Origin of the sequence: Micromonospora sp. L31, from assembly GCF_052068075.1 — a bacterium.
GTDB classification, from domain to species: Bacteria; Actinomycetota; Actinomycetes; order Mycobacteriales; family Micromonosporaceae; genus Micromonospora; species Micromonospora purpureochromogenes.
Window position 1 is genome coordinate 1,105,522 of record NZ_JBQHDC010000001.1, and the last position, 21,111, is coordinate 1,126,632.

Genomic DNA, 21,111 nt, shown 5'->3' on the forward strand with positions numbered 1-21,111 from the left:
CGGCCCGTGCCGGGCGGCGTCCAAGTGCGTATGCGTCGACTCCTCGCCCTGCTGGGCCTGCCCCTGGTGGTCACCGCGGCCGGCTGCGCGCCGGCCGGCTCCGACCCGGCCGGACCGTCCGCCGGACCGGACCACCGCTGGGAGGCGTTCCACCAGCGGGCCGTGGAAGTCGCCGAGGACTGGCGCCCCGCACCCGGCTGGCGGACCGGGTACGTGCCGCTGCAGGACCCGACCGTGCTGGTCGGCGACCCCGGGTTCACCGCCGACACCGAGACCGCCTTCCGGGCCGGCTGGTACCGGGATCAGATCGAGCTGCCGGCTGCCCGCCCCGCCGACGGCAAGATCCGGTTCCCCGACGGCACGATGACCACGCCGCTGCTCAGCGCCGCCGAGGCGTACCGGCAGCTGGACCAGGGCGACCCGCTGCCGTGCGAGGGGCGGCCGAAGGCGCCCGGCCCGACGATCGAGCCGGGGCCGGACGGCTCGGTCTCCAGCCCGGTCGCCACCGCCTGCGTCCCGCTCACCGTCACCGCCGTCCGGCTCGGCACCGCCGGAGTCCGCACCAGCCGCGGCGTGGCCGACGTACCGGCCTGGTTGTTCACCGTGGAGGGACTGGCCGCCCCGGTGGCCCGGGTGGCCGTCGCGCCGCAGTCGGTCACCCCGGTGCCCGAGCCGACGGCTCCCGCCCGGCCCGGCCCCGCCGACGTGGTGGGCGCCCAGCACACCGAACGGGTGGACGGCACCCGGCTGACCTACGTGCTCGGGGTGGGCGCCTGCGACACCGGGATCACCCCGCTGGTGCAGGAGCGCGAGGACGTGGTCGTGGTCGGCGGCGGGGTGGTCCGGGCCAGCGGCGTCTGCACCGACCAGCTGAAGCTGGAGCCGGTCACCGTCACCCTCTCCGCGCCGCTCGGCGGCCGGCCGGTGCTGGACGTGCTGACCGGGCGGGTGCTTACCCAGCGGGCCGGCTGACCGGTCAGAGGATCCGGGGCAGGTCGCCGCTGATCGGCGCCGGGAGCACCGTCGGGCCCTCGGCGCGCAGCGCGTCGGCCAGCGCGGCGGGCAGGTCGTCCGGCGTGCCGACGACCCTGGTGGCGCAGCCGTACCCCTGGGCGATCGCGGTGATGTCCAGGCCGGGCAGGTCCAGCCCGGGCACGCCGGGGGTGTGCTTCAGCTCGGCGAACGACTTGAGGATGGCGTACTGCTGGTTGACCGGCACCAGCACGACCACCGGCAGGCGCAGTCGGGCGGCGGTCCAGAGCGCCTGCACCGAGTAGTGGAACGAGCCGTCGCCGATCACCGCGACCACCGGCCGGCCCCGGCCGGTGTCCCGCTCGGCGAGGGCGATGCCGACCGCCGCCGGCAGGCCGTACCCGAGCCCGCCGCTGGCCATGGTGAAGTACGACGCCGGCCGGACCATCGGCAGCCGGCGGCGCAGCGCGGCCAGATTGGACGGTGACTCCTGGACCAGCACCCCGTCGGTGGGCCAGCAGGCGGCCAGCGCGGCGAAGAGCGTGTCCGCGTCCGGCGGGTCGGCCGGCTCCGGCGGCGCCACCGCCGGCCGGGGCTCCGGCGCCGGTCGGTCGGCCGCCGGGAGCAGGTCCAGCAGCGCGGCGAGGGTCAGCCCGGCGTCGCCGAGCAGGCTGTCGCCGACCGGTGCCCGGGCGGCCTCGTCCGGGTCGTCGGTGACGTGCAGCAGCCGGGCGCCCTCGGGCAGGTGCGCGCCGGGGACGTACGGGTAGTACCGGAACACCGGGGCGCCGACGACCAGCACCGTGTCATGCCCACGCAGCTTCTCCGCCAGCGGCGCGATGGCGAAGGGCAGCACCCCCCGGTAGTGCGGGTGCCGCTCCGGGAACACGGCCCGCTCCGGCGCCGGGGCGGACCAGACCGGGGCGGCCAGCCGCTCGGCCACCGCCACCGCCAGCGGCCAGGCCTCGGCCCGGTCCACCGCCGCGCCGAGCACCAGCACCGGGGAGCGGCTGGCGGCCAGCAGCGCGGCGAACTCCCGCAGCCGCCGGGGGTCGGGCCCGAACCGGGTCGCCACGGTACGCACCTGGGGCGGCTGGTCCGCCGGCTGGTCCCAGTCGTCCAGCGGCAGGGAGAGGAAGACCGGCCCGGCCGGGGGCTGGGCGGCGCTCGCGTACGCCCGCATGAACGCCGCCGGGAGGTCCTGCGCGCGGACCGGCTCGTAGCTCCACTTCACGTACGGCTGGGGCAGCTCGGTCGGTGACCGGCTGGTCAGCCGGGGCTCCGTCAACAGCATCTCCCGGCTCTGCTGGCCGGCCGAGACGATCAGCGGCGTGCGGTTGTGCCAGGCGGTGACGAGGTTGCCCATGCCGTTGCCGGTGCCCGGCGCGGTGTGCAGGTTCACGTGCGCCGGGCGGCCGGTGGCCTGCGCGTACCCGTCGGCCATCGCCACCGCGGACGCCTCGTGCAGGGCGTGCACGTAGCGGAAGTCCGCCGGGAAGTCCCGCAGGAACGGTTGCTCGGTGGAGCCGGGGTTGCCGAAGACGGTGGTCAGGCCGAGGGCGCGGAGCAGCTCGTAGGTGGTGTCCCGGACGGTCGCCATCGCCCCCCTGCCTCCCTGTCCGGCGCGTGCCGGCGCCCGCCGGCGCCCACCCCCGACAGAGGCTCCCGACCTGCCGAATCTATCGGGGGCGGGTGGACAAGTCGGGCGCTTTGCCGCTCACCGGGCCGGGCGCACCCGGCCGGGGAGGCTCAGGGCAGCGGGAAGGGGGTCTTGATGCCGTCCAGGGCGTGCCCGCACGGGCAGTCCCGGTGGGTCGGCAGCGCGCCCACCGCGTCCAGCAGCACCCCGCGCAGCCGGTCGGTGTTCTCGGCGAAGACCCGGAACACCTCCTCCTGGGTGACCGACTCGCCGGCCTGCACACCGGCGTCCAGGTCGGTGACGAGCGCGATCGAGGTGTAGCAGAGGGCCAGCTCGCGGGCGAGCACCGCCTCCGGGTGGCCGGTCATGTTGACCACCGTGCCGCCCATCGAGGCGTACCAGCGGGACTCGGCGCGGGTGGAGAAGCGCGGACCCTCGATCACCACCACCGTGCCGCCGTCCACCGCCGCCACGTCCCGACCGGCCGCGGCGGCCAGCAGCGTACGCCGCCCGACCGGGCAGTACGGGTCGCCGAACGGCACGTGCACCGCGCCCCGGTCGTAGTAGGTCTGGGCCCGGCCGCTGGTCCGGTCGATCAGCTGGTCGGGGACCACGAAGGTGCCCGGGCCCAGCTCCGGCCGCAGACCGCCCACCGCGCACGGGGCGACGACCTGGCGCACCCCGAGCGACCGCAGCGCCCACAGGTTCGCCCGGTACGGGATCAGGTGCGGCGGGTACCGGTGGTCGCGGCCGTGCCGGGGGAGGAAGGCCACCGGCCGCCCGCCCACCTCCGCGACGGTGATCGGGTCCGAGGGTGCCCCGTACGGCGTCTCGACCATGTGCTCGGTGGCACCTTCCAGGAGCGCGTAGAGCCCCGACCCGCCGATCACCGCGATGTCCGCCGTCGGACCCATCGACCCTCCCTCGTTCCCGCTCGATCACCCGCCGGTCAGACCTTAGCCACCGCCCCGGGCGCAGGCTATGGTGCCAGGCATGGCGGTGACAGCGCGGACGGCCGACGGCAACCGGTTCCACGACCCGGCGTGCGGCTGACGGTGTCCGAGATGCAGGAGGAGGGACGGGCGATCGGCGGTCGAGCCATGGAGTCCATGACCGGGCGGCTGCTGGTCGCCACCCCGGCCCTCAAGGATCCGAACTTCGATCGCACCGTGGTGCTGCTGGTCGCCCACGAGGCGGGCGGGGCGCTCGGCGTGGTGCTCAACCGGGCGACCGAGGTGCCGGTCGCCGACGTGCTCGGTGACTGGTGCGACCTGGCCCGTCACCCCGCGGTGCTCTTCGAGGGCGGCCCGGTGCAGCCGGACTCGGCCATCTGCCTCGCCCGGATGCGGCACCCGATGCGCCGGCTCAAGGGCTTCCAGCAAATCTCCGGAGCGGTCGGCACCGTCGACCTGTCGGCCGACCCGGAGAAGCTGCGCGACGGCATCGGCGGCATCCGGGTCTTCGCCGGCTACTCGGGGTGGGGTTCGGGTCAGTTGGAGCAGGAGATCGAGGACGGCTCCTGGTTCGTCTTCGACGCGCTGCCGGGGGACGCCTTCGTCGACCGGCCGGACGACCTGTGGCCGATGGTGCTGCGGAGACAGGGCGGAATGATGGCGGCGGTCGCCCACTTCCCGCCCGACGTGGCGCTGAACTAGCCGCGACGGGGTCGGGACCCCGCGAGATGACCATGCCGGGCGGCGTGTGTATAGTTCTCTGCGTGCCCGGGACACCGGGGACGACAGCAAGGGGCCGTGGCGCAGCTGGTAGCGCACCACACTGGCAGTGTGGGGGTCAGGGGTTCGAGTCCCCTCGGCTCCACCCTAGCGAAACGCCCTGGTGAGGGATCGAATCCTTCACCAGGGCGTTTATTGTTTCCCATGCTCTCAGGGCCGGTACGTGCCCCGGCGGGCCATGCGGCCCCATGCCTCTTTCCACCAGCGCCCCCGTACCTCCACCAGCAACAATCTAGTCGAACAGACGTACGATCCGGCCGGCTGCCGGCGATGTCGAGCTTCAGTTGATGCGTGACGGGGCCGAATCCGTCCCAGGACATGCTTGACGTTTGGCCTAGAGCCTGTCCTGCCGATCATGAGGATCCGGCTTCCATCATTGACAGGTCAAACTCCAGGGTTACTCCGCCGGTGCGTGCGTGTTGAGCAGTGCCTCAAAGGCGGGGAACTGGGCTTGCGCGGCGGCGATCACCTCTGCGGTCGACCGTCGGGCGGAGTCGGTGTGCCGCTGTGCGATTGTCGTCAACGCTGCGATGGGCTCGGGCACGCGCTCGATGCCGTCGACCGTCTCGAGCGGGCCGACGCCGTTCGCCGGCAGCCACAGATAATCGCCAAGGTCGCGCGCGATGACGGTGTACTCGCTTCAGAGCCCAAGAACACGACCGATTGGCGGTCGAGAGGGTCACCTGGGTTACGGAGCCAGAAGGCGGCCAGGCCACCGGTGCCGTCCTGGCCGAAGGCGCGGAATGGAGGAGCGCCGGCCATAGGGTCGTTCGTCCAGTTCTGCCACCACTCCACCATTTCGCCCGACCACATGAACGTGTCGTACGGATCGAAGTCATGCCCGCTGTGCTCGTGGAAGAACCCCGCCGTGTGTGCCTCGACGAGCACCGCAGGCAGCGTCAGGTCCTCGTCCGTCATCGATGCAGTTTAGATAGTGCCGATCATGGAAGCCACATGATCGCGGCGATCAGGACCACGCTGGATCGGTAGAGGGATGCGCGTTTGGCGTAGCGGGTGGCCAGGTCACGCCACTGCTTGAGGCGGTTGAAGCAGCGTTCCACCACGTTGCGCTTCTTGTAGATCACCTTGTCGAAGGCTGGTGGTCGGCCGCCGGCGCTGCCCTTGGCAGCCCTGTGGCTATCTGGTCCGACCGTTCCGGAATGACGTGCCGGCTCCTGCGTTGCCGCAGCGCTCGGCGGGTCGAGTCGTGCGCGTAGCCCTTGTCCGCGATCAGCACGTCGGGGCGTTTGCGGGGCCGGCCGGGTCCGGGCTCGTTGACGCGGATCGCGTCGAGCAGGGCCAGCAACTGCGGATTGTCGCCGGCCTGACCCGGGGTGAGCAGGATGGACAACGGCCGGCCACGCCCGTCGACGGCGAGGTGAATCTTCGTACTCAGCCCGCCGCGGGATCGGCCGATGGCCTCACCAACTTGCTCACCAGGCGTCGCCGCACCAGCCGGAGATCCCCCTTTTTGCGGGCGCCAGCAGCATGCTGATGCGCCCGCACGATCGACGAGTCGACGCTGATCCTCCACTGCACCGGTGTCCCGTCGTCATGCACCTGCGCCGCGGACAGGATCCGGTCCCACGTGCCGTCCGCGGTCCACCGGCGCAGCCGTTCGTGGCAGGTCTTCCACGGCCCGTACCGTTCCGGCAGGTCACGCCATGGTGCCCCGGTGCGCAGCTTCCACAAGATCCCGTTGATGACCTGCCGGTGATCCCGCCACCGACCCTGAGCCCCACCCGGCTCCGGCAACAACGGCGCTATCGCCGCCCACGCCTCGTCCGCCAACTCGCCACGGCGCACCACCGGCACATCGTCAACGATCCACCGCTACAAGATCGGCAGGACACGCCCTAGGAATCGTCGCCCGCGTCCTTCCAACCGTCCCGGTCGGGCAACTCGGCGAGAAGCCGTTGGTGCTCGTCCTGGCTGCCGATCGCGACCCGGTGTTCCGGGTGACAGACGTAGTGCCGGATTGCAGCGGCGAGAAACCCAGCGTCGATGTTGTCGGTGCGCAGGGCCTTCCGGCTCCACGGAATACCGCGTCGCCGCACCAGCTGGGGTTCCGCGATCGCCATCCGGAGCCGCGAGGGGCGGTCGACACCTGGGGGGATCTGAGCGGCCGGTAGGGCCTCCCACGGCACAGTGAGTGAGCCGAGAGCCCAACGCTGCCGTATCCCGTAAGGATGGAGCTGTACCCCGTAACCCCGCCACGCCTCAACCAGCAACAGCGCGATCAGCACAAACCAGGGGATATTGGCAACCACGTCGAACGTCGACACAATGCCTGCCCTGGTCGAACGCACCACTGCGCCGATGCTGGCCGATGCAGGCGCGAGGAAGCCCAGGGCAATGAACACCTTCCACGCTGGCGCGGGTGTGGCGAAGGCCGGAATCTGCGGCTGCACGACGAAGTAGGCCGGACGGATCCCCATAGTGATGAGCGCCAGGACCAGGACTGCCAAGGTAAGGAAGAGCAGCGGGAAGAACAGGCGCTGACCCAAGGTAGGCACGAACCCGACGGCTGCGGCGTTCACGCCCGCCACAAGTAGACCAAGCATCAAGGCGACGTGCCGGTGCTGCACCATGGCATCCGAAACCTTGCCGATCATGCCCGTGACCATACGAGCCGGCGGTTGCAGGACTGGTTAGCCGATCGGTCGACGCTGAACAACGAAGCGTCGATCATGTCAAGCATCTGGTGGGACGCAGGTGTAGAGCATCAGCCGGGACACGACACAGCCGGCCAAGGAGTCGTCCTACCTGCGCGATCCCTCGCGGTTCCGGCCGTCGACCTGAAATCCCGAGCGGGTCAGAACGAGAAGTGCTTGACCACCGCCCAGCCCCGCTCCGCGGACCTGGCGTAGAAGGCCCGAAGGTCCTCGTGGTACTGAGCCAGGCGCTCCTGCAGCTCCTCGTCGGACTCGGACGAGGGCAGTTGCCGCCACTGCTGCCACCGGTCCGGGAACGAAACTGTCTCCAGGTACGCCGCCGTGCGCGCCACGTCCGGCGGCTCGAGCGCCACGTGGCCCGGGCCGCCGCCGGGGTCCGGTATGTGCCGGCCTCCGAAGACGGGGAGCTCCCGGTCGCCGCCCAGCTGCGACTGGAGCAAGTAAAGCTCGTCCAGCTGGAAGAAGCCGCTCTCCAGCCATACTGCATCACCTGCCCGGACCCGCTGGCGCAGCTCGTCGAACTCCACATCGAATAGGACCTCTAAACCCGCTGGGGTCCCGGGCAGCTTGGAGGATTCGAGCCCTCGAAAGTAGATCCACATACTCACTCTCGGCAAACTACCTGGGGCCACCGACGCGAGCCCCGTGGCCAACAGGCGCCGCAGGCACGAGCGCGTCGTCGACGAAGACCAGGTCCAGGCCGCCGACAGGTCAACGCCTAGTAAGAGGGCAGCGAGCTGAGGCAGCCAGGAGGCAGCGAGAGCAACAGCAACGACCGGCATCAGACGACACAGGTCGGCAAGGAAGGCCCGCTGTGCAGGGCAGAACGGCATCAGAGGACATCGAAGGATGTCCCGAACCCGCGTTCGGGATGAAGAGGTCACCGCTGCGTCCATGGAGCGGCGTACAGCACCGAAGTAGAGCAACCGATCCGACCGCTGGAGGCTCAGAGCAGCCCGGCAGGGTTCGCGAGCTGCGCACGGTGCCGCAGGCGACCGCCTTGCCGGCAATCCACAGCTTCAGGGTGACCCCGAGGACCGGGACCAGGTCGAGGGAGGCCGTTTCACCGTGAGGGGCGCGGGTAGACGATGGCCTGGTCGGACAGGAGGTTTTAAGGTGAATTACGCCGAATTCGTAGAGGTTGTGGCAAGGCGTGCCGGGGTGCCGACAGAGAAGGCCGAAGCCCTCAGCCGCGCGACTTTGGAAACGTTGACCGACCGGGTCACCGCCGGTCAGGCGAGCAACATCGCCGGGCAGCTTCCGAGAGAGCTACGGCAGCATCTGCACAAGACCACCACCGCTATCGGGTCGCAGAACGCCGAGCCGTTCGCGCTGAACCAGTTTGTCGAGCGGGTGGCGAGACGCGCCGGGGTCGATGTGCCGATGGCCGACGCAGGTATGCGAGCCGTGCTCAGCACCATCGGTGAGGCTGTGAGCAAGGACGAGTTGGAGGACCTGGTTTCGCAGCTCCCGAAGGAGTTCTGGGAGATCATTCAGGCCGGCGCGGGGGTCGAGGTCAGGCCGCGCGGCGCATAGCGGAGGATTGCCCCAGCTCCGACTAAGTGTTGTGGCAGGCCACAGCCGCATGATCGCCCCGCGACCCGTAGGACGTGCCAGATCTGTGCCAGGTCGACAGGTCATGTCGGGGGATTGACGGGGACTGACGGAGAGAGTGGATGGCTGGCCGCAGGTCAGCGCCACTCCAGGTCAGGAGAGTTCGGGAGATCCCCCTGGCAGTGTGGGGGTCAGGTGGTTCGAGTCCCCTCGGCTCCACCCTTGAGACCAGGGCGTTCGTCAGAGATGACGGGCGCCCTTCGTCGTTCCTGGCGGCGAAAGTACCCGAGCAAGACCCGCCGAGAGGGTGTAGCAGCGGATCGGTCAGCCGCGCAGGGTTCCGCCTATCCGCGTCGGAGGCTCTGACCGGCGTGGTACGACTGCATCAATAGTGCGCGAGGCGCGCGGAAACGGGCGGAAGATGACGGTCGGTGGCTTGCGTGGTCTGCTCCGTGGCCGCGAGGCGGAACTCCTTCTCGACCTGGTCTTTGTCTTCGCGCTCACCCGGATCTCGGAGCGGCTGATCGTGGACTTCACCACACAGCGGCGGGTCGTTCTGCCAGAACTCGGTCAGACCGCGTTGTTGCTGCTGGCCCTCTGGTTGACCTGGGTCCGCGCGGCGATCGTGACCAGCGCCGCGGATCCGCGAAAACGGGCGATCCGGCTCGCGCTCGTCTTGGTTATGTTCGGCGTCATGATCATGGCGGTTACGCTGCCCTTTGCGTTCGGCGATCGAGGCGTGGTCTTCGCGGTCACCTACGTCGCCATCCAACTCGGCAAGCCCCTCGTCCTCCTGCTCGGCCGGTACCACCGTGAACGGCACACCCCCGCGCGGGCACTCTGCTGGGCAGCGGTATCCGCCGTACCCTGGATCGCCGGGGCGGTTCTCTTCCCGCAGAGTCCCGCGCGCGGGGTCCTGTGGACGCTGGCGTTGGCGCTGGACTACACGGGACTCGTAATCGCCTGGCCCGTTCCGGGACTTGGCCGCTCCCGTATCGAAGTCTGGAAGGGCGCCGGCGAGCACCTCGCCGAGCGTTATCAGCAGTTCATCGTCATCGCCCTCGGCGAGACGATCCTGCTCACGGGACTGACGTTCGCCGAGCAGTTCACCCCCGACCGGGTGGTGCCGAGCGTCGTGTCCTTCGCCACCACGATGCTGATGTGGCGAATCTACTTCCACCGCGCTGGGGCGGTTTTGCCCGACGCCATCGAGGCCATCCCCAGCCCAGCCCGCCTCGGTCGGTCCGCGTTCCAGACCCACCTGGCCATCGTGACCGGCATCCTCGCCACCGGCGTCGGCCACGCACTGGTCATCCACCATCCGGTCCTACACGAGGATCCGCTGTGGCTCGCGGTCATCCTGGGTGGGCCCGCGCTGTTCCTGGCCGGGCGGTCCCGGCTGGAGTACGAGGTGTTCGCCCGGGTGTCCCCGTCCCGGGTCATCGGACTTCTCACGCTTGCCGCTCTGGTGCCGGTGATGGTCCGCCGGCCGCCGCTGATCGCCACCAGCACCGCGGCCACCGTGCTGGCCGGGATCGCGGCGTGGGACACGATCCGCGAGCGAAGACACCCAGGTGAGGCACCGTCGCCACCCGGGTCAAGCCGACAGCAACGTGCCTGAAAGCGCGGGTCGTTGCCGTCTACCGGCGGCACTCACTCACCTACCTGCGTGCCGACCCGTCCACCAGCTAGCTGGCCCGGCACCCGGACGTGGCCGAGGCGGTTCCGCCCCGGCACTACCGGGACCGGCGGGACCGTCAGCGGTTGGTCTTGCGGGCCGTGCGCCGGTTGCCGAAGGACTCCATGGTGGTGGCTTTCTTCGCCGGCGCCCGGGTGGCCGTGGTCGTCCGCGCGCGGGCAGCCGCGGCCTTCTTCGCCGGCGACTTCTTCGTCGCCGCCCTCGTCCCGGGCGCCTTCATCGCGGGGGCTGCCTTCTTGGCGGCGGGCGCCTTCTTGGCGGCGGCCGCCTTGGCGGTCGGGGTGCGGGTCGGGGCGGCCGTCGCGGAGGTCGCCTTCTTCCGGGCCACCCGCGCCGTCGTCGGGGTGGGCTTCTCACCCGGGCTCTTGGCCACGCTCGCCCCGGTGGCCCGCTTCGTGGCGGTCGCGACCTTCTTCGCCGCCGCCCTGCGGTTCATCGGGGCCTTGCTGGCCCCGGTGGCCTTCCGGGCGCTGGTGGGCCTGGCGGTGGCCCCGGTCGTGCTCCGTCGAGCGTCGGCCATCGTCGCTCCTCCTCGGGGTGTCCTGCCGAGGCCCGCACCGACGGTGCCGCTGACGGGACGGGCCGCTCCAGCCGGGTCGAGCCGACCGGCCCGCTCGGCGCCCGTGTCTTCCCCCACCCCCGGCACCCAAACTCTCCCTACGGCGGGGACCGGCCCGGCCTACCGACCGGGGCTTCCCAGCAGGGGTCACCCGGCGATGTGCAGGCCGTCGTTGATGCCCCCGCGGGCGTCGAGGTAGCCGCTGATCCGGTCCATGGCGGCCCGGTACGTCTCACGCCGCCGGTCGGCGGCCGGGAGCCGGGCGAGGTCGAGGACCCGGATGGTGGGCTTCAGGGAGAGCCAGATGGGGATCGCCTCCGCCCGCGTGACGGTCCATCGACGGTCGGCCTGTTCGGTGAAGGTGAACTTGGCCAGGACGCCTTCGCGGTTGGCGTCCTTGGGAAAGTCGTGCCGGGCGAGGGTGTTGCCCACACCGTAGGCGATCCACTTGCCGCCGACCTTCTCGAAGGGCTGCACGACGTGGGCGTGATGTCCGATGATCAGGTCGATGTCCGGGTCGGCGATCAACTCGTTGGCCCAGCGCAGCTGGTTCCCGTCGGGGATGTGTTCCATCTCGGTGCCCCAGTGGGCGGACAGGACGATGATCTGCGCGCCCGCCCTGCGGGTCGCTGCGGCGGCCTTCCTGATGGCGGGCACGTCGATGCGGTTGGCCAGCCACGGTTTGTCCGGTGGCCGCGGCTGGCCGTTGAAGTGCGCAGCCCAGGACAGGTGGCCGATCTTGACGCCCTTCACCTGGTAGATGGTGGGGGTGGCCTGTGCCGCGCTGCTGCGGAAGGTGCCGGTGTGCTTCAGCCCGGCGGCGTCGAGCGCGTCGAGGTTGGCGTAGACGCCCTGCTCGCCCTGGTCGAAGGAGTGGTTGCTGGCCGTCGAACAGGTGTCGTAGCCGGCGGTCCTGATGGCCGGTCCCAGGCCGGTGGGGGCGCGGAACCGGGGAAAGTCCGCCGGCGCACCGGGACCCATGGGCGCTTCGAGGTGGCAGATGGCCAGGTCGGCGGACTCGACCGCGGGCCGGATGGGGGCGAACATCGGGTCGAAGTCGTAACCGGGCCGACCGGCCTTGACCGCGTCGGCGCCGGCCTGCTGCCAGGTGGGTGGGTGCACCAGGATGTCGCCGGAGCCCAGGATGGTGACCTGCCGAGCCGCCGCCGGGGCCACCGACGTGGAGGTGCCGGCCAACCGGTCGCGGATCGTCTCTTCACGGGCTGCCCCGGCCGCGGGAGGCGAGGCCACCAGCGCGGTGACGAGCAGCATGCGGATGACGGTGAGGCGCACGCCCGGCTCTTCCCGATCAGCGGCGGATGATGCCGCACCGCCGCTGACCGAGGTGGCCGCCGGCCGACAGGGCCGGTCGTCACACCGCGTCACCGGATACCGGGTTGCTTGGTCCCCGCACCCACGGCATCCTCCCCGCATGATCGAGACGCGGGTGCTCAGCGAGGGCGACTGGAAGATGTGGCGGGAGCTGCGGCTCGCCGCGCTGGCGGAGGCGGCGTATGCGTTCGGTTCCCAGCTGGCGGACTGGCAGGGCGAGGGCGACCGTGCGGAACGGTGGCGCGCTCGGCTGGCCATCCCCGGCTCGTACAACATCATCGCGATGCTCGACGGGCAGCCCGTCGGGATGGCCAGCGGGGTGCCGACCGGTCAGGACGGCGTCGTCGAGCTGATCTCGATGTATGTGGCGCCGGTGGGACGTGGCCGGAGCGTGGGCGACCACCTCGTCCGGGCGGTCGAGCAGTGGGCTCGGCTGGTGGGCGCGGAGACACTGCGCCTGTCCGTGGTGGCGGGCAACCGGAACGCCTGGGCGCTCTACCAGCGCAACGGCTTCCGTGACACGGGTGAGCTGGGCGACCTCATGCCCGACGGCGTGCGTCGGGAGCACATCATGGCCAAGATCCTCGTGGCCTAGCGGTCGCCAGGTCGCCCGGCCCCCGGGGCGCCGGTCGAACCTTTGGCGGCTCCCGCCCGTACCAGTGCTCGGGAGGTCCATCATGACCGTACGCCGAGTGCTCGCCGTCCTCGCGGCCGTCGCCGCGAGCGTCCTGCCGACCGCGACCCCCGCCGCCGCGCACGGCGCACCCACCAGCCCGCTGAGCCGGTCCGCGGCCTGCGGCCCGGAAGGCCCGCACGCCGCGACGCCGGCCTGCCGGGCCGCCGTCCGGGCCGGAGCGGCGGTACGCGAGTGGGACAACATCCGGGTCTTCGGCGTCAACGGCAAGGACCGGGAACGGATCCCGGACGGGGAGCTGTGCAGCGGCGGGCTGTCGGCGTACCGGGGGTTGGACCTGCCGCGCACCGACTGGCCGGCGACGGAGCTGACCGCCGGGGCGAAGTTCACCTTCCGCTACCGGGGGACCATCCCGCACAAGGGCACGTTCCGGCTCTACGCCACGCGCCCCGGCTACGACCCGCAGAGCCGGCTGACCTGGGCGGACCTCTCGCCGCGCCCGTTCTTGACGATGACCGACCCGCCGCTGCGCAACGGGTCGTACCAGCTGGCGGGCCGGCTGCCGGCCGGGCTGACCGGCCGGCACCTGATCTACACCGTGTGGCAGAACTCCGACACCCCGGACAGTTACTACTCCTGCTCCGACGTGGTGTTCCGGAAGCCGGGCGGGGCCACGCCCACCGCAGCGGCCAGCCCGGCCACCCCGGCCGTCGCGCCGCGCGCCGCGGTGCCCGGGTTGACCGCGGCGCCGGTGCCGGGCGATCCGGGCGTACCCGTGGCGTCGGTGACCCGCCTCGGCGGTGACAGCCTCCGGCTGGTGGTCGGCGCGGCGGCGGCGGTCACCGTGCTGCTCGCCGCGATGGTCGCGATGCGGCTGCGCCGCGCCGGCACCGTTCCGCCCGGCCGCGCCTGCGAGGTGCGCAACCACCGCGCCGGCCGCCGCCGCATCTGGTGACCCCGGCGCCGCAGCGCCCCGGCCGCGCCACGTGAGGTGGGCGGCGGCCGGGACGCCTCGGCGGCTCAGCCGAGCAGGCCGTCGATCTCGGCCAGCTCCTCGGCGGTGAAGTCGAGGTTCTCCACTGCGGCGACGTTCCCCTCCAACTGGGCCACGCTGCTCGCGCCGATGATCAGGCTGGTCATCCGTGGGTCGCGCAGCGCCCAGGCGAGGGCGAGCTGGGCGAGGGTCTGCCCCCGCCGCTCGGCCACCCGGCCCAGGCCGCGGATGGTGGCCAGCTTCTCCTCGGTCAGGTCGCTCTCGTTGAGGAAGACGCTGGTGCGCACCCGCGAGTCCTCGGGGATGCCGGCGAGGTAGCGGTCGGTGAGCAGGCCCTGGGCCAGCGGGCTGTACGCGATGCAGCCCGCGCCAGCCTCCGCCAGGGTGTCGAGCAGGCCGTCGTCCTCGGTCCACCGGTTCAACATCGAGTACGACGGCTGGTTGATCAGCAGCGGCGTGCCCAGGTCACGCAGGATCGCCGCGGCCCGGGCGGTCTGCTCCGAGTCGTAGTTGGAGATGCCGACGTAGAGCGCCTTGCCGGAGCGGACGACGGCGTCGAGCGCGCCCATCGTCTCCTCCAGCGGAGTGTCCGGGTCGAACCGGTGCGAGTAGAAGATGTCGACGTACTCCAGCCCCATCCGGCGCAGCGACTGGTCCAGTGAGGAGACCAGGTACTTGCGGGAGCCCCACTCGCCGTACGGGCCGGGCCACATCAGGTAGCCGGCCTTGGTGGAGACCACCAGCTCGTCCCGGTAGGGCTTGAGGTCGGTCGCCAGCAGCCGGCCGAAGGCCTCCTCCGCCGCGCCGGGCGGCGGGCCGTAGTTGTTGGCCAGGTCGAAGTGGGTGACCCCGAGGTCGAACGCACGTCGGACGATGTCCCGCTGCCGCTCGAAGGGCCGGTCCGGCCCGAAGTTGTGCCACAGGCCGAGCGAGACGGCGGGCAGCCGCAGCCCGCTGCGTCCGGTCCGTCGGTAGGTCATCGAGTCGTAACGCTGATCAGCGGCGAGGTAGGTCACGACGCCGACCCTATCGGCGTCGGAGAACGGGCGTGCCGTCCCGGTGTGCGGGGGTAGCTTCGAGCCCATGCGCTTCGTCCCGCTCGACACGCCCAAGCCGATTTCCAAGATCGGTCTCGGTACCTGGCAGTTCGGCTCGAAGGAGTGGGGTTACGGCCCCGACTACGAGCGCCGGGCGGCGGACATCGTGCGGCGGGCGCTCGACCTGGGGGTCACCCTCTTCGACACCGCCGAGGTGTACGGCTTCGGCCGCAGCGAGCGGATCCTCGGGGCCGCCCTCGGCGGCGACCGGGAGAAGGTCGTGGTGGCCAGCAAGATCTTCCCGGTCCTGCCGGTCGCCCCGGTGGTGCAGCAGCGGGCGGTCGCCTCGGCCGCCCGCCTCGGCGTGCAGGGCATCGACCTCTACCAGGTGCACCAGCCCAACCCGGTGGTCGCCGACACCACCACCATGCGCGGCATGCGCGCGTTGCAGGACGTCGGCCTGGTCGCCGAGGTCGGCGTCAGCAACTACAGCCTGCGCCGCTGGCGGTTCGCCGAGGCCGCGCTGGGCCGGCGGGTGCTGAGCAACCAGGTCCGCTACAGCATGATCGACCGGGGCCCGGCGGAGGACCTGATCCCGTACGCGGAGCAGGCCGGCCGGATCGTCATCGCGTACAGCCCGCTCGCGCAGGGCTTCCTCTCCGGGCGGTACGACGCGAAGCACCCACCGAGCGGGGCGGTGCGCCGGGCCAACCCGTACTTCCTGCCGGAGAACCTGGAACGCGGCACCGCCCTGATCGCGACGCTGCGCGAGGTGGCCGACGCGTACGACGCCACCCCCAGCCAGATCGCGCTGGCCTATCTGCTGCACCACCCGAACGTGGTGGCGATCCCCGGCGCGTCCGGTGTGGAGCAGATGGAGCGCAACGCGGCCGCCGCCGAGATCGACCTCGGCGCCGACGAGTACGCCGCCCTGGCCACCGCCGCCCGGCAGTTCCGGCCGGTCACCGGCCTGGCCGCGGTGCCGAGGCTGATCCGCGCCCGACTGGGGAAGTGAGCATCATGGACGACATCACCGCGCTGATCCTGGACGACCACGCCGCCTTCCGGCGCGGCTTCGCCCGGCTCGACGACGCCCGCGACGAGACCGAACTGCTCGCCGTCTGGGAGGCGCTCGCCCTGCACCTGGACATCCACGCCGAGGCGGAGGAGGCGATCCTCTATCCGCACCTGGTGCGGCACGGCGACGACGGCGAGGACGAGACCACCGACGCCATCGGCGACCACAACGAGATCCGCGACGCAATCGCCGAGTCGAAGCTGCACCCGGTGGGCTCCGACGAGTGGTGGGCGGCGGTGTGGAAGGCCCGCCGGGAGAACAGCGAGCACCTCGCGGAGGAGGAGGACGGGGCGCTGCCGGACTTCCGCCGGCACGCCAGCGTCGAACTCCGCGCCGAGCTGGGCGCCCGCTGGCTGACCTTCTACGGCGAGCACAAGAACGGCCGCAACCTGACCTTCGACGACAAGGACCCGCAGAAGTACGTGCAGGAGCACCGCTGAGGCGGACGGGAGACCGCCGCGCCCGGTGACCCCGGGGGCGACGAGGCGGCGCCGGAATCCCCGACACGGGGGAGTCGGCCTGGCGTGGCGGGGCGGGAGAATGGCCCGGTGACTCCCCGGGCGCTGATCGCGCCGCTCGTCCGTGCGAGCACCTGTCGCCGTGGCGTCTTCCTCCTGCTCGGCGGGGTGCTGGCCCTGCCGTACGCGCTGCTGGCCGGCACCTTCGTCCAGCTCCTCACCCGCGGCGAGGTGCCCCGGCTGCTGGTCTTCGCGCTGATGGTGGTCGCCGCCGTCATCGGCGCGGTGCCGTTCTTCCTCGACGGCAGCCGAACGCTGGAGATCGCCGCCGCCCGCGCCCTGCTCGGCGTGCCGCTGCCGGAGCCCGCCGCCGGGCACCCGGCCGACCGGGAGACCCGGCTGCGCGCCGCGCTCTGGATCGCCCTGCACATGACCGTCGGCGGAACGGTGATGTTCGCGCTGATCAGCGCCCTGCCGATGGCGCTGTCGTTCATCGCCCAGCAGTTCGGCGTCGGCACCCAGTTGGTCGCCCAGGAGAGCTGGGGGCCGCTTGACGGGCGGGACACCGGCTGGCTCACCCTCACCGGGGTGCTGATGCTGCTCGGCCTCGGTTACGCGGTCGCCGGGCTGGGCACGCTCGCCGCCTCGATGGCCCCGGCGCTGCTCGGCCCCTCGGCGGCCGAGCAGCTCGCCGCCCTGGCGGCGCGGGCGGCCCGGCTCGCCGAGCGCAACCGGCTGGCCCGGGAACTGCACGACTCGGTGGGCCACGCGCTGACCGTGGCCACCCTCCAGGCCGGCGCGGCCCGTCAGCTCCTCGACGGCGACCCGGAGTTCGCCCGCCGGGCGCTCGCCGCGATCGAGGAGACCAGCCGGCACGCGATGGACGACCTGGACCACGTGCTGGGCCTGCTCCGGGAGACCGAGGGCACCGCCCGTGCCCCGGCCAACACCGCCCCGCAGCGGACCCTGGTCCAGCTCGACCGGCTCGTCGCGGACACCCGGGCGGCCGGGCTGCGGGTCGAGGCGCGGGTCGACGGGGAGCTGGCGGAGCTGCCCCCGGCGGTGTCCCGGGAGGGCTACCGGATCGTGCAGGAGGGGCTGACCAACGCCGCCCGGTACGGCCGCGGCCCGGTGCGCCTGCGGGTGGACGTACCCGGGGAGGCACCGGTGCCCGCACCTCGCGCGGCGCCGGACGCGCCGGGCCGGCGGTGGTTGGAGATCGAGCTGGAGAACCTGCTGGGCGGCGCGGCGCGGCCCGGACGCGGCGGCCGGGGCCTGGACGGCATGCGGGAACGGGTGCTGCTGCTCGGCGGGCGGATCACCGCCGGCGCGGAGAATGGTCACTGGCGGGTCCGGGTGCGGCTGCCGGTGCCGAGGGGGGAGGCGCGGTGAGCACGGACGTGCTGATCGTCGACGACGACGAGCTGATCCGGGTCGGGCTGCGGGCGATCATCGACGCCCAGCCGGACCTGCGGGTGGTGGGCGAGGCCGCCGACGGCGCCGAGGTGCCCCCGCTGGTCGCGCGCCTGCGGCCCCGGGTGGTGCTGATGGACGTGCGGATGCCCGCCATCGACGGCATCCAGGCCACCCGGCTGCTGCTGGCCGCCTCCGCCGACCCGCCCCGCGTCCTCGTGGTCACCACCTTCGAGAACGACGAGTACGTCTACGAGGCGCTGCGCGCCGGCGCGAGCGGCTTCCTGCTCAAGCGGGCCCGCCCGGCGGAGGTGGTCGCCGCCGTCCGGGCGGTCGCCGCCGGTGACTCGCTGCTCTTCCCGGCCGCGATCCGCCGCCTCGCCGGGGCGTACGGGGGGTCGGGCGGGGACCGGCTGCGCGCGGCCCGGCTGACCGAGCGGGAGGCGGAGGTGTTGCGGCTGATGACCACCGGGCTGTCCAACACCGAGATCGCCGGGCAGCTCGTGGTCGGGGTGGAGACGGTCAAGACGCACGTCGGCAACGTGCTGGCCAAGCTCGGCGTGCGGGACCGCACCCAGGCCGTGATCGCCGCCTACGAGTCGGGTTTCGTCGTTCCCACCGGATGATCCCCCTCGGCCGGGGGAGCGGGTTCGTCACCGCTCGGGAGGGCGGTGGCGGCGCCGCCGCCGAGGCTGAGAGCATGACGACGACCGCTGTTCCCACCCACCATCCGGCCTCCCGCCGGCCCGACCGGCTCGCCCCGCTGGCCGCCGGCTGGCTCGGCCTCTGGGGCGTACTCGCCCTGCTCTGCACGCTGACCGGCGCCGGCTACCCGTTCGGCGCGAACGACCAGGACGGCGGCGGGGCGAACCTGCTCCGGCTGGTTCCCGTCGATGTCGCGCCGCCGCTCTTCGCCGGGACGCTGCTGGCCGCCGCGGTCGCCGCCCTCGCGATGAGCAGCCAGGGCGCCCGTACCCCCGGCCCGCTGCGCGCACTGCTGCTCGGCTACGGCTGGACGGTCGCCTTCGTCCTGGCCGTGGTGGTGCCCGACGCGCGGGTGCTGGTGATCCTCGGCTACGCGCCGATGCTGATCCTCGGCGCCCCGTTCGGCTGGCCGCCGGTCGACTACGCCGACGTCTTCACCTGGTCGCTCGGCGTCAAGGTGGCCGCCATGGCGGGCGGAGTGCTGCTGGCCGGGGCGCTGCTGGTCTGGCAGCGGCGGACCGCCGACGCCTGCTTGGCCTGCGGTCGGGGCAGTGCCGACCGGGGCTGGACCACCCGGGCGGCCGCCGCCCGCTGGGGACGCTGGGCCGCCGGGACCGCCGCGGCCATCCCCTTCGCGTACGCGCTGACCCGGTTCGCCTGGGCGGCCGGCATCCCGCTCGGCATCTCCCCGGAGCTGCTGGACGACATGCGGGAGACCGGACAGGTCTGGGCCGGCGCCGGGCTGGGCGCCTTCGCCACCGTGGGCGCGGTCCTCACCCTCGGGCTGGTGCAGAGCTGGGGCGAGCGGTTCCCGCGCTGGATGGTCGGTCTGGCCGGCCGGCCGGTGCCGGTGAAGCTCGCGGTCGTCCCGGCCACCCTGGTCGCGCTCGCGGTCACCGCGGCCACTCTCGGCCTGGTCACCACGCCCGAGTTCTGGCGGCTCGGCGGCGGCTTCACCATGGCCAGCGCGCCGATGCTGCTCTGGCCGTTCTGGGGCGCCGCGCTCGGCGCCGCCACATACGCGTACCACCTGCGCCGCCGGGGCGGCTGCGCCCGCTGCGGTCGCGGCTGACGTCGCGGGCCGGCGCCCCGCCGCCGGCTCCGGACACGGGGGGAGCAGGGTGCCCCGTCGATCGACGGGGCACCCTCGTTTTCCTGCGCTAGCCTGGGTCGGGTGACTGCGCCAAACCAGGTTCTCCCGGTCCCGCCCGCCGACCTGCCGGGCACGCTCGGCGAGCTGCGCGCGGCCGGGCACCGGCACCGCACCGTCAAGCAGGAACTCCGCGACAACCTCCTCGCCCGGATGCGTTCCGGCTCCGATCGCTTCCCCGGCATCGTCGGCTACGACGACACCGTCCTCCCCGAGGTCGAGCGGGCCCTGCTCGCCGGCCACGACATGGTGCTGCTCGGCGAGCGCGGCCAGGGCAAGACCCGGCTGATCCGCTCGCTGGTGGCGCTGCTCGACGAGTGGACCCCGGTGATTCCCGGCTCGGTGCTCAACGAGCACCCGATGCACCCGCTCACCCCGGCCTCCCGCGCGCTGGTCGCCGAGGCCGGCGACGACCTGGCGGTCGGCTGGCTGCACCGCTCGATGCGCTACGGCGAGAAGCTGGCCACCCCGGACACCAGCGTCGGCGACCTGATCGGCGACGTCGACCCGATCCGGCTGGCCCAGGGTCGCACCCTCGGCGACCCGGAGACCATCCACTTCGGACTGGTGCCGCGCACCAACCGGGGGATCTTCGCGGTGAACGAGCTGCCCGACCTGGCCGAGCGGATCCAGGTGGCGCTGCTCAACGTGCTGGAGGAGCGGGACATCCAGGTCCGCGGCTACCAGCTGCGGCTGCCGCTGGACCTGTTCCTGGTGGCCAGCGCCAACCCGGAGGACTACACCAACCGGGGCCGGATCATCACGCCGCTCAAGGACCGCTTCGGCGCGGAGGTCCGCACCCACTACCCGGTCGACCTGGAGCTGGAGCTGGCGCTGATCCGGCAGGAGGCCGAGCTGGTCGCCGAGGTGCCGGAGCACGTGCTGGAGGTGCTCGCCCGGTTCGCCCGCGCCGTGCGCGAGTCGCCGTCGGTGGACCCGCGCTCCGGCGTCTCCGCCCGCTTCGCGATCGCCGCCGCCGAGACGGTCGCCGCCGCCGCGCTGCGCCGATCCGGCCTGCTCGCCGCCGGTCCCGCCGCCCAGGGGGTACGCCCCGAGGCCCCGGTCGCGCGGGTCGGCGACGCGGTGTCGGTGACCTCGACCCTGCGCGGCAAGGTCGAGTTCGAGAGCGGCGAGGAGGGGCGCGAGATCGAGATCCTGGCCCACCTGCTGCGCACCGCCACCGCCGAGACGTTCCGGGCCAGGCTGGCCGGGTTGGACCTGTCCGGTTTCACCGGCCTGGTCGCCGAGGGCACCGCCATCGAGACCGGTGAGCTGGTCTCGTCGGCGGAGCTGCTGCGCCAGGTCGGCACCGTGCCCGGGCTGGCCAAGGCGCTGGACCGGCTCGGGCTGGGTGACGCGCCCACGCCGGAGGAGGCCGCCGCCGGGATCGAGTTCGTCCTGGAGGGGCTGCACCTGACCCGCCGGCTCGGCAAGGACGTCACCGAGTCGGGCCGCACCGTCTACGGCGGCCGGGGCTGA

The 21,111-nt window shown here is 72.5% G+C and carries 20 protein-coding genes, 1 tRNA gene and 1 pseudogene; 13 read left to right on the forward strand and 9 right to left on the reverse strand.

Annotation, left to right across the window (positions count from 1 at the left end):
- The first annotated feature begins 30 nt into the window (after nucleotides 1-30).
- The gene (locus ACTMS9_RS05375) at nucleotides 31-972 is read left to right on the forward strand and encodes a hypothetical protein (protein ID WP_441164256.1); all 942 of its coding nucleotides are present in this window, start codon (nucleotides 31-33) and stop codon (nucleotides 970-972) included.
- 4 nt (nucleotides 973-976) lie between these two features.
- Here the strand turns inward: ACTMS9_RS05375 and mdlC are convergent, their stop codons facing one another.
- Nucleotides 977-2,572, reverse strand: coding sequence for a benzoylformate decarboxylase (mdlC, locus tag ACTMS9_RS05380; protein ID WP_441164257.1), 1,596 nt, complete (start codon nucleotides 2,570-2,572; stop codon nucleotides 977-979).
- Between the two features lie 149 nt (nucleotides 2,573-2,721).
- Nucleotides 2,722-3,525 carry an S-methyl-5'-thioadenosine phosphorylase gene (locus ACTMS9_RS05385; protein WP_441164258.1) on the reverse strand — a complete coding sequence of 268 codons (804 nt, stop codon included), beginning with the start codon at nucleotides 3,523-3,525 and terminating at the stop codon, nucleotides 2,722-2,724.
- A gap of 150 nt (nucleotides 3,526-3,675) precedes the next feature.
- On the opposite strand from ACTMS9_RS05385, the gene ACTMS9_RS05390 reads away from it, so the two are divergent.
- Together ACTMS9_RS05390 and ACTMS9_RS05395 are read left to right on the forward strand one after the other, a co-directional pair.
- Nucleotides 3,676-4,266: a YqgE/AlgH family protein gene (locus ACTMS9_RS05390; RefSeq protein ID WP_441164259.1), complete on the forward strand. Its 591-nt coding sequence runs from the start codon at nucleotides 3,676-3,678 to the stop codon at nucleotides 4,264-4,266.
- Between the two features lie 90 nt (nucleotides 4,267-4,356).
- Nucleotides 4,357-4,429 (forward strand) — tRNA-Ala (locus ACTMS9_RS05395).
- A gap of 434 nt (nucleotides 4,430-4,863) precedes the next feature.
- Here the strand turns inward: ACTMS9_RS05395 and ACTMS9_RS05400 are convergent.
- The 4 genes and pseudogenes from ACTMS9_RS05400 to ACTMS9_RS05415 all read right to left on the reverse strand — a co-directional run bounded on the left by ACTMS9_RS05400 (nucleotide 4,864) and on the right by ACTMS9_RS05415 (nucleotide 7,546).
- On the reverse strand, nucleotides 4,864-5,262 hold the full coding sequence (locus ACTMS9_RS05400; RefSeq protein WP_441164260.1) for a hypothetical protein: 399 nt from the start codon (nucleotides 5,260-5,262) through the stop codon (nucleotides 4,864-4,866).
- 23 nt (nucleotides 5,263-5,285) lie between these two features.
- Nucleotides 5,286-6,150, reverse strand: a pseudogene (locus ACTMS9_RS05405) (IS5 family transposase).
- A gap of 50 nt (nucleotides 6,151-6,200) precedes the next feature.
- Entirely contained in the window at nucleotides 6,201-6,959 is a 759-nt protein-coding gene (locus ACTMS9_RS05410) for a hypothetical protein (RefSeq protein WP_441146973.1), read from the reverse strand.
- A gap of 200 nt (nucleotides 6,960-7,159) precedes the next feature.
- Complete coding sequence (locus ACTMS9_RS05415; protein WP_441146971.1) at nucleotides 7,160-7,546, reverse strand: DUF1877 family protein; 387 nt, start codon at nucleotides 7,544-7,546, stop codon at nucleotides 7,160-7,162.
- Nucleotides 7,547-8,135: 589 nt separating this feature from the next.
- Here ACTMS9_RS05415 and ACTMS9_RS05420 point away from each other — a divergent pair.
- Together ACTMS9_RS05420 and ACTMS9_RS05425 are read left to right on the forward strand one after the other, a co-directional pair.
- The gene (locus ACTMS9_RS05420; protein WP_441146969.1) at nucleotides 8,136-8,555 is read left to right on the forward strand and encodes a DUF2267 domain-containing protein; all 420 of its coding nucleotides are present in this window, start codon (nucleotides 8,136-8,138) and stop codon (nucleotides 8,553-8,555) included.
- Between the two features lie 409 nt (nucleotides 8,556-8,964).
- Entirely contained in the window at nucleotides 8,965-10,194 is a 1,230-nt protein-coding gene (locus tag ACTMS9_RS05425) for a low temperature requirement protein A (protein WP_441146967.1), read from the forward strand.
- Nucleotides 10,195-10,330: 136 nt separating this feature from the next.
- On the opposite strand, the gene ACTMS9_RS05430 is transcribed toward ACTMS9_RS05425, so the two are convergent.
- A complete protein-coding gene (locus ACTMS9_RS05430; RefSeq protein WP_441146965.1) occupies nucleotides 10,331-10,792 on the reverse strand; it encodes a hypothetical protein in 462 nt (153 codons plus the stop codon).
- A gap of 186 nt (nucleotides 10,793-10,978) precedes the next feature.
- Nucleotides 10,979-12,124, reverse strand: a complete 1,146-nt coding sequence (locus tag ACTMS9_RS05435; RefSeq protein WP_441164261.1) for a CapA family protein — start codon at nucleotides 12,122-12,124, stop codon at nucleotides 10,979-10,981.
- Between the two features lie 139 nt (nucleotides 12,125-12,263).
- Between ACTMS9_RS05435 and ACTMS9_RS05440 the strand changes: the two genes are divergently transcribed.
- Both ACTMS9_RS05440 and ACTMS9_RS05445 read left to right on the forward strand, forming a co-directional pair.
- Entirely contained in the window at nucleotides 12,264-12,758 is a 495-nt protein-coding gene (locus ACTMS9_RS05440; RefSeq protein ID WP_441146961.1) for an N-acetyltransferase family protein, read from the forward strand.
- A gap of 82 nt (nucleotides 12,759-12,840) precedes the next feature.
- The gene (locus tag ACTMS9_RS05445; protein ID WP_441164262.1) at nucleotides 12,841-13,752 is read left to right on the forward strand and encodes a lytic polysaccharide monooxygenase auxiliary activity family 9 protein; all 912 of its coding nucleotides are present in this window, start codon (nucleotides 12,841-12,843) and stop codon (nucleotides 13,750-13,752) included.
- Between the two features lie 65 nt (nucleotides 13,753-13,817).
- Here the strand turns inward: ACTMS9_RS05445 and mgrA are convergent, their stop codons facing one another.
- Nucleotides 13,818-14,807, reverse strand: a complete 990-nt coding sequence (mgrA, locus tag ACTMS9_RS05450; RefSeq protein WP_441146957.1) for an L-glyceraldehyde 3-phosphate reductase — start codon at nucleotides 14,805-14,807, stop codon at nucleotides 13,818-13,820.
- Between the two features lie 67 nt (nucleotides 14,808-14,874).
- Here mgrA and ACTMS9_RS05455 point away from each other — a divergent pair, with 67 nt between their 5' ends.
- The 6 genes from ACTMS9_RS05455 (at nucleotide 14,875) to ACTMS9_RS05480 (ending at nucleotide 21,111) form a co-directional block, all read left to right on the forward strand.
- Nucleotides 14,875-15,843 carry an aldo/keto reductase gene (locus tag ACTMS9_RS05455; protein ID WP_441164263.1) on the forward strand — a complete coding sequence of 323 codons (969 nt, stop codon included), beginning with the start codon at nucleotides 14,875-14,877 and terminating at the stop codon, nucleotides 15,841-15,843.
- Between the two features lie 5 nt (nucleotides 15,844-15,848).
- Nucleotides 15,849-16,346: a hemerythrin domain-containing protein gene (locus ACTMS9_RS05460; protein WP_154939220.1), complete on the forward strand. Its 498-nt coding sequence runs from the start codon at nucleotides 15,849-15,851 to the stop codon at nucleotides 16,344-16,346.
- A gap of 108 nt (nucleotides 16,347-16,454) precedes the next feature.
- Entirely contained in the window at nucleotides 16,455-17,756 is a 1,302-nt protein-coding gene (locus ACTMS9_RS05465; RefSeq protein ID WP_441164264.1) for a sensor histidine kinase, read from the forward strand.
- Entirely contained in the window at nucleotides 17,753-18,403 is a 651-nt protein-coding gene (locus ACTMS9_RS05470) for a response regulator transcription factor (protein WP_441164265.1), read from the forward strand. The genes ACTMS9_RS05465 and ACTMS9_RS05470 overlap by 4 nt, the downstream gene beginning before the upstream one ends.
- Nucleotides 18,404-18,477: 74 nt before the next feature.
- The gene (locus tag ACTMS9_RS05475) at nucleotides 18,478-19,554 is read left to right on the forward strand and encodes a hypothetical protein (protein ID WP_441164266.1); all 1,077 of its coding nucleotides are present in this window, start codon (nucleotides 18,478-18,480) and stop codon (nucleotides 19,552-19,554) included.
- A 93-nt stretch (nucleotides 19,555-19,647) separates the two neighbouring features.
- Nucleotides 19,648-21,111 carry a magnesium chelatase gene (locus ACTMS9_RS05480; protein ID WP_441164439.1) on the forward strand — a complete coding sequence of 488 codons (1,464 nt, stop codon included), beginning with the start codon at nucleotides 19,648-19,650 and terminating at the stop codon, nucleotides 21,109-21,111.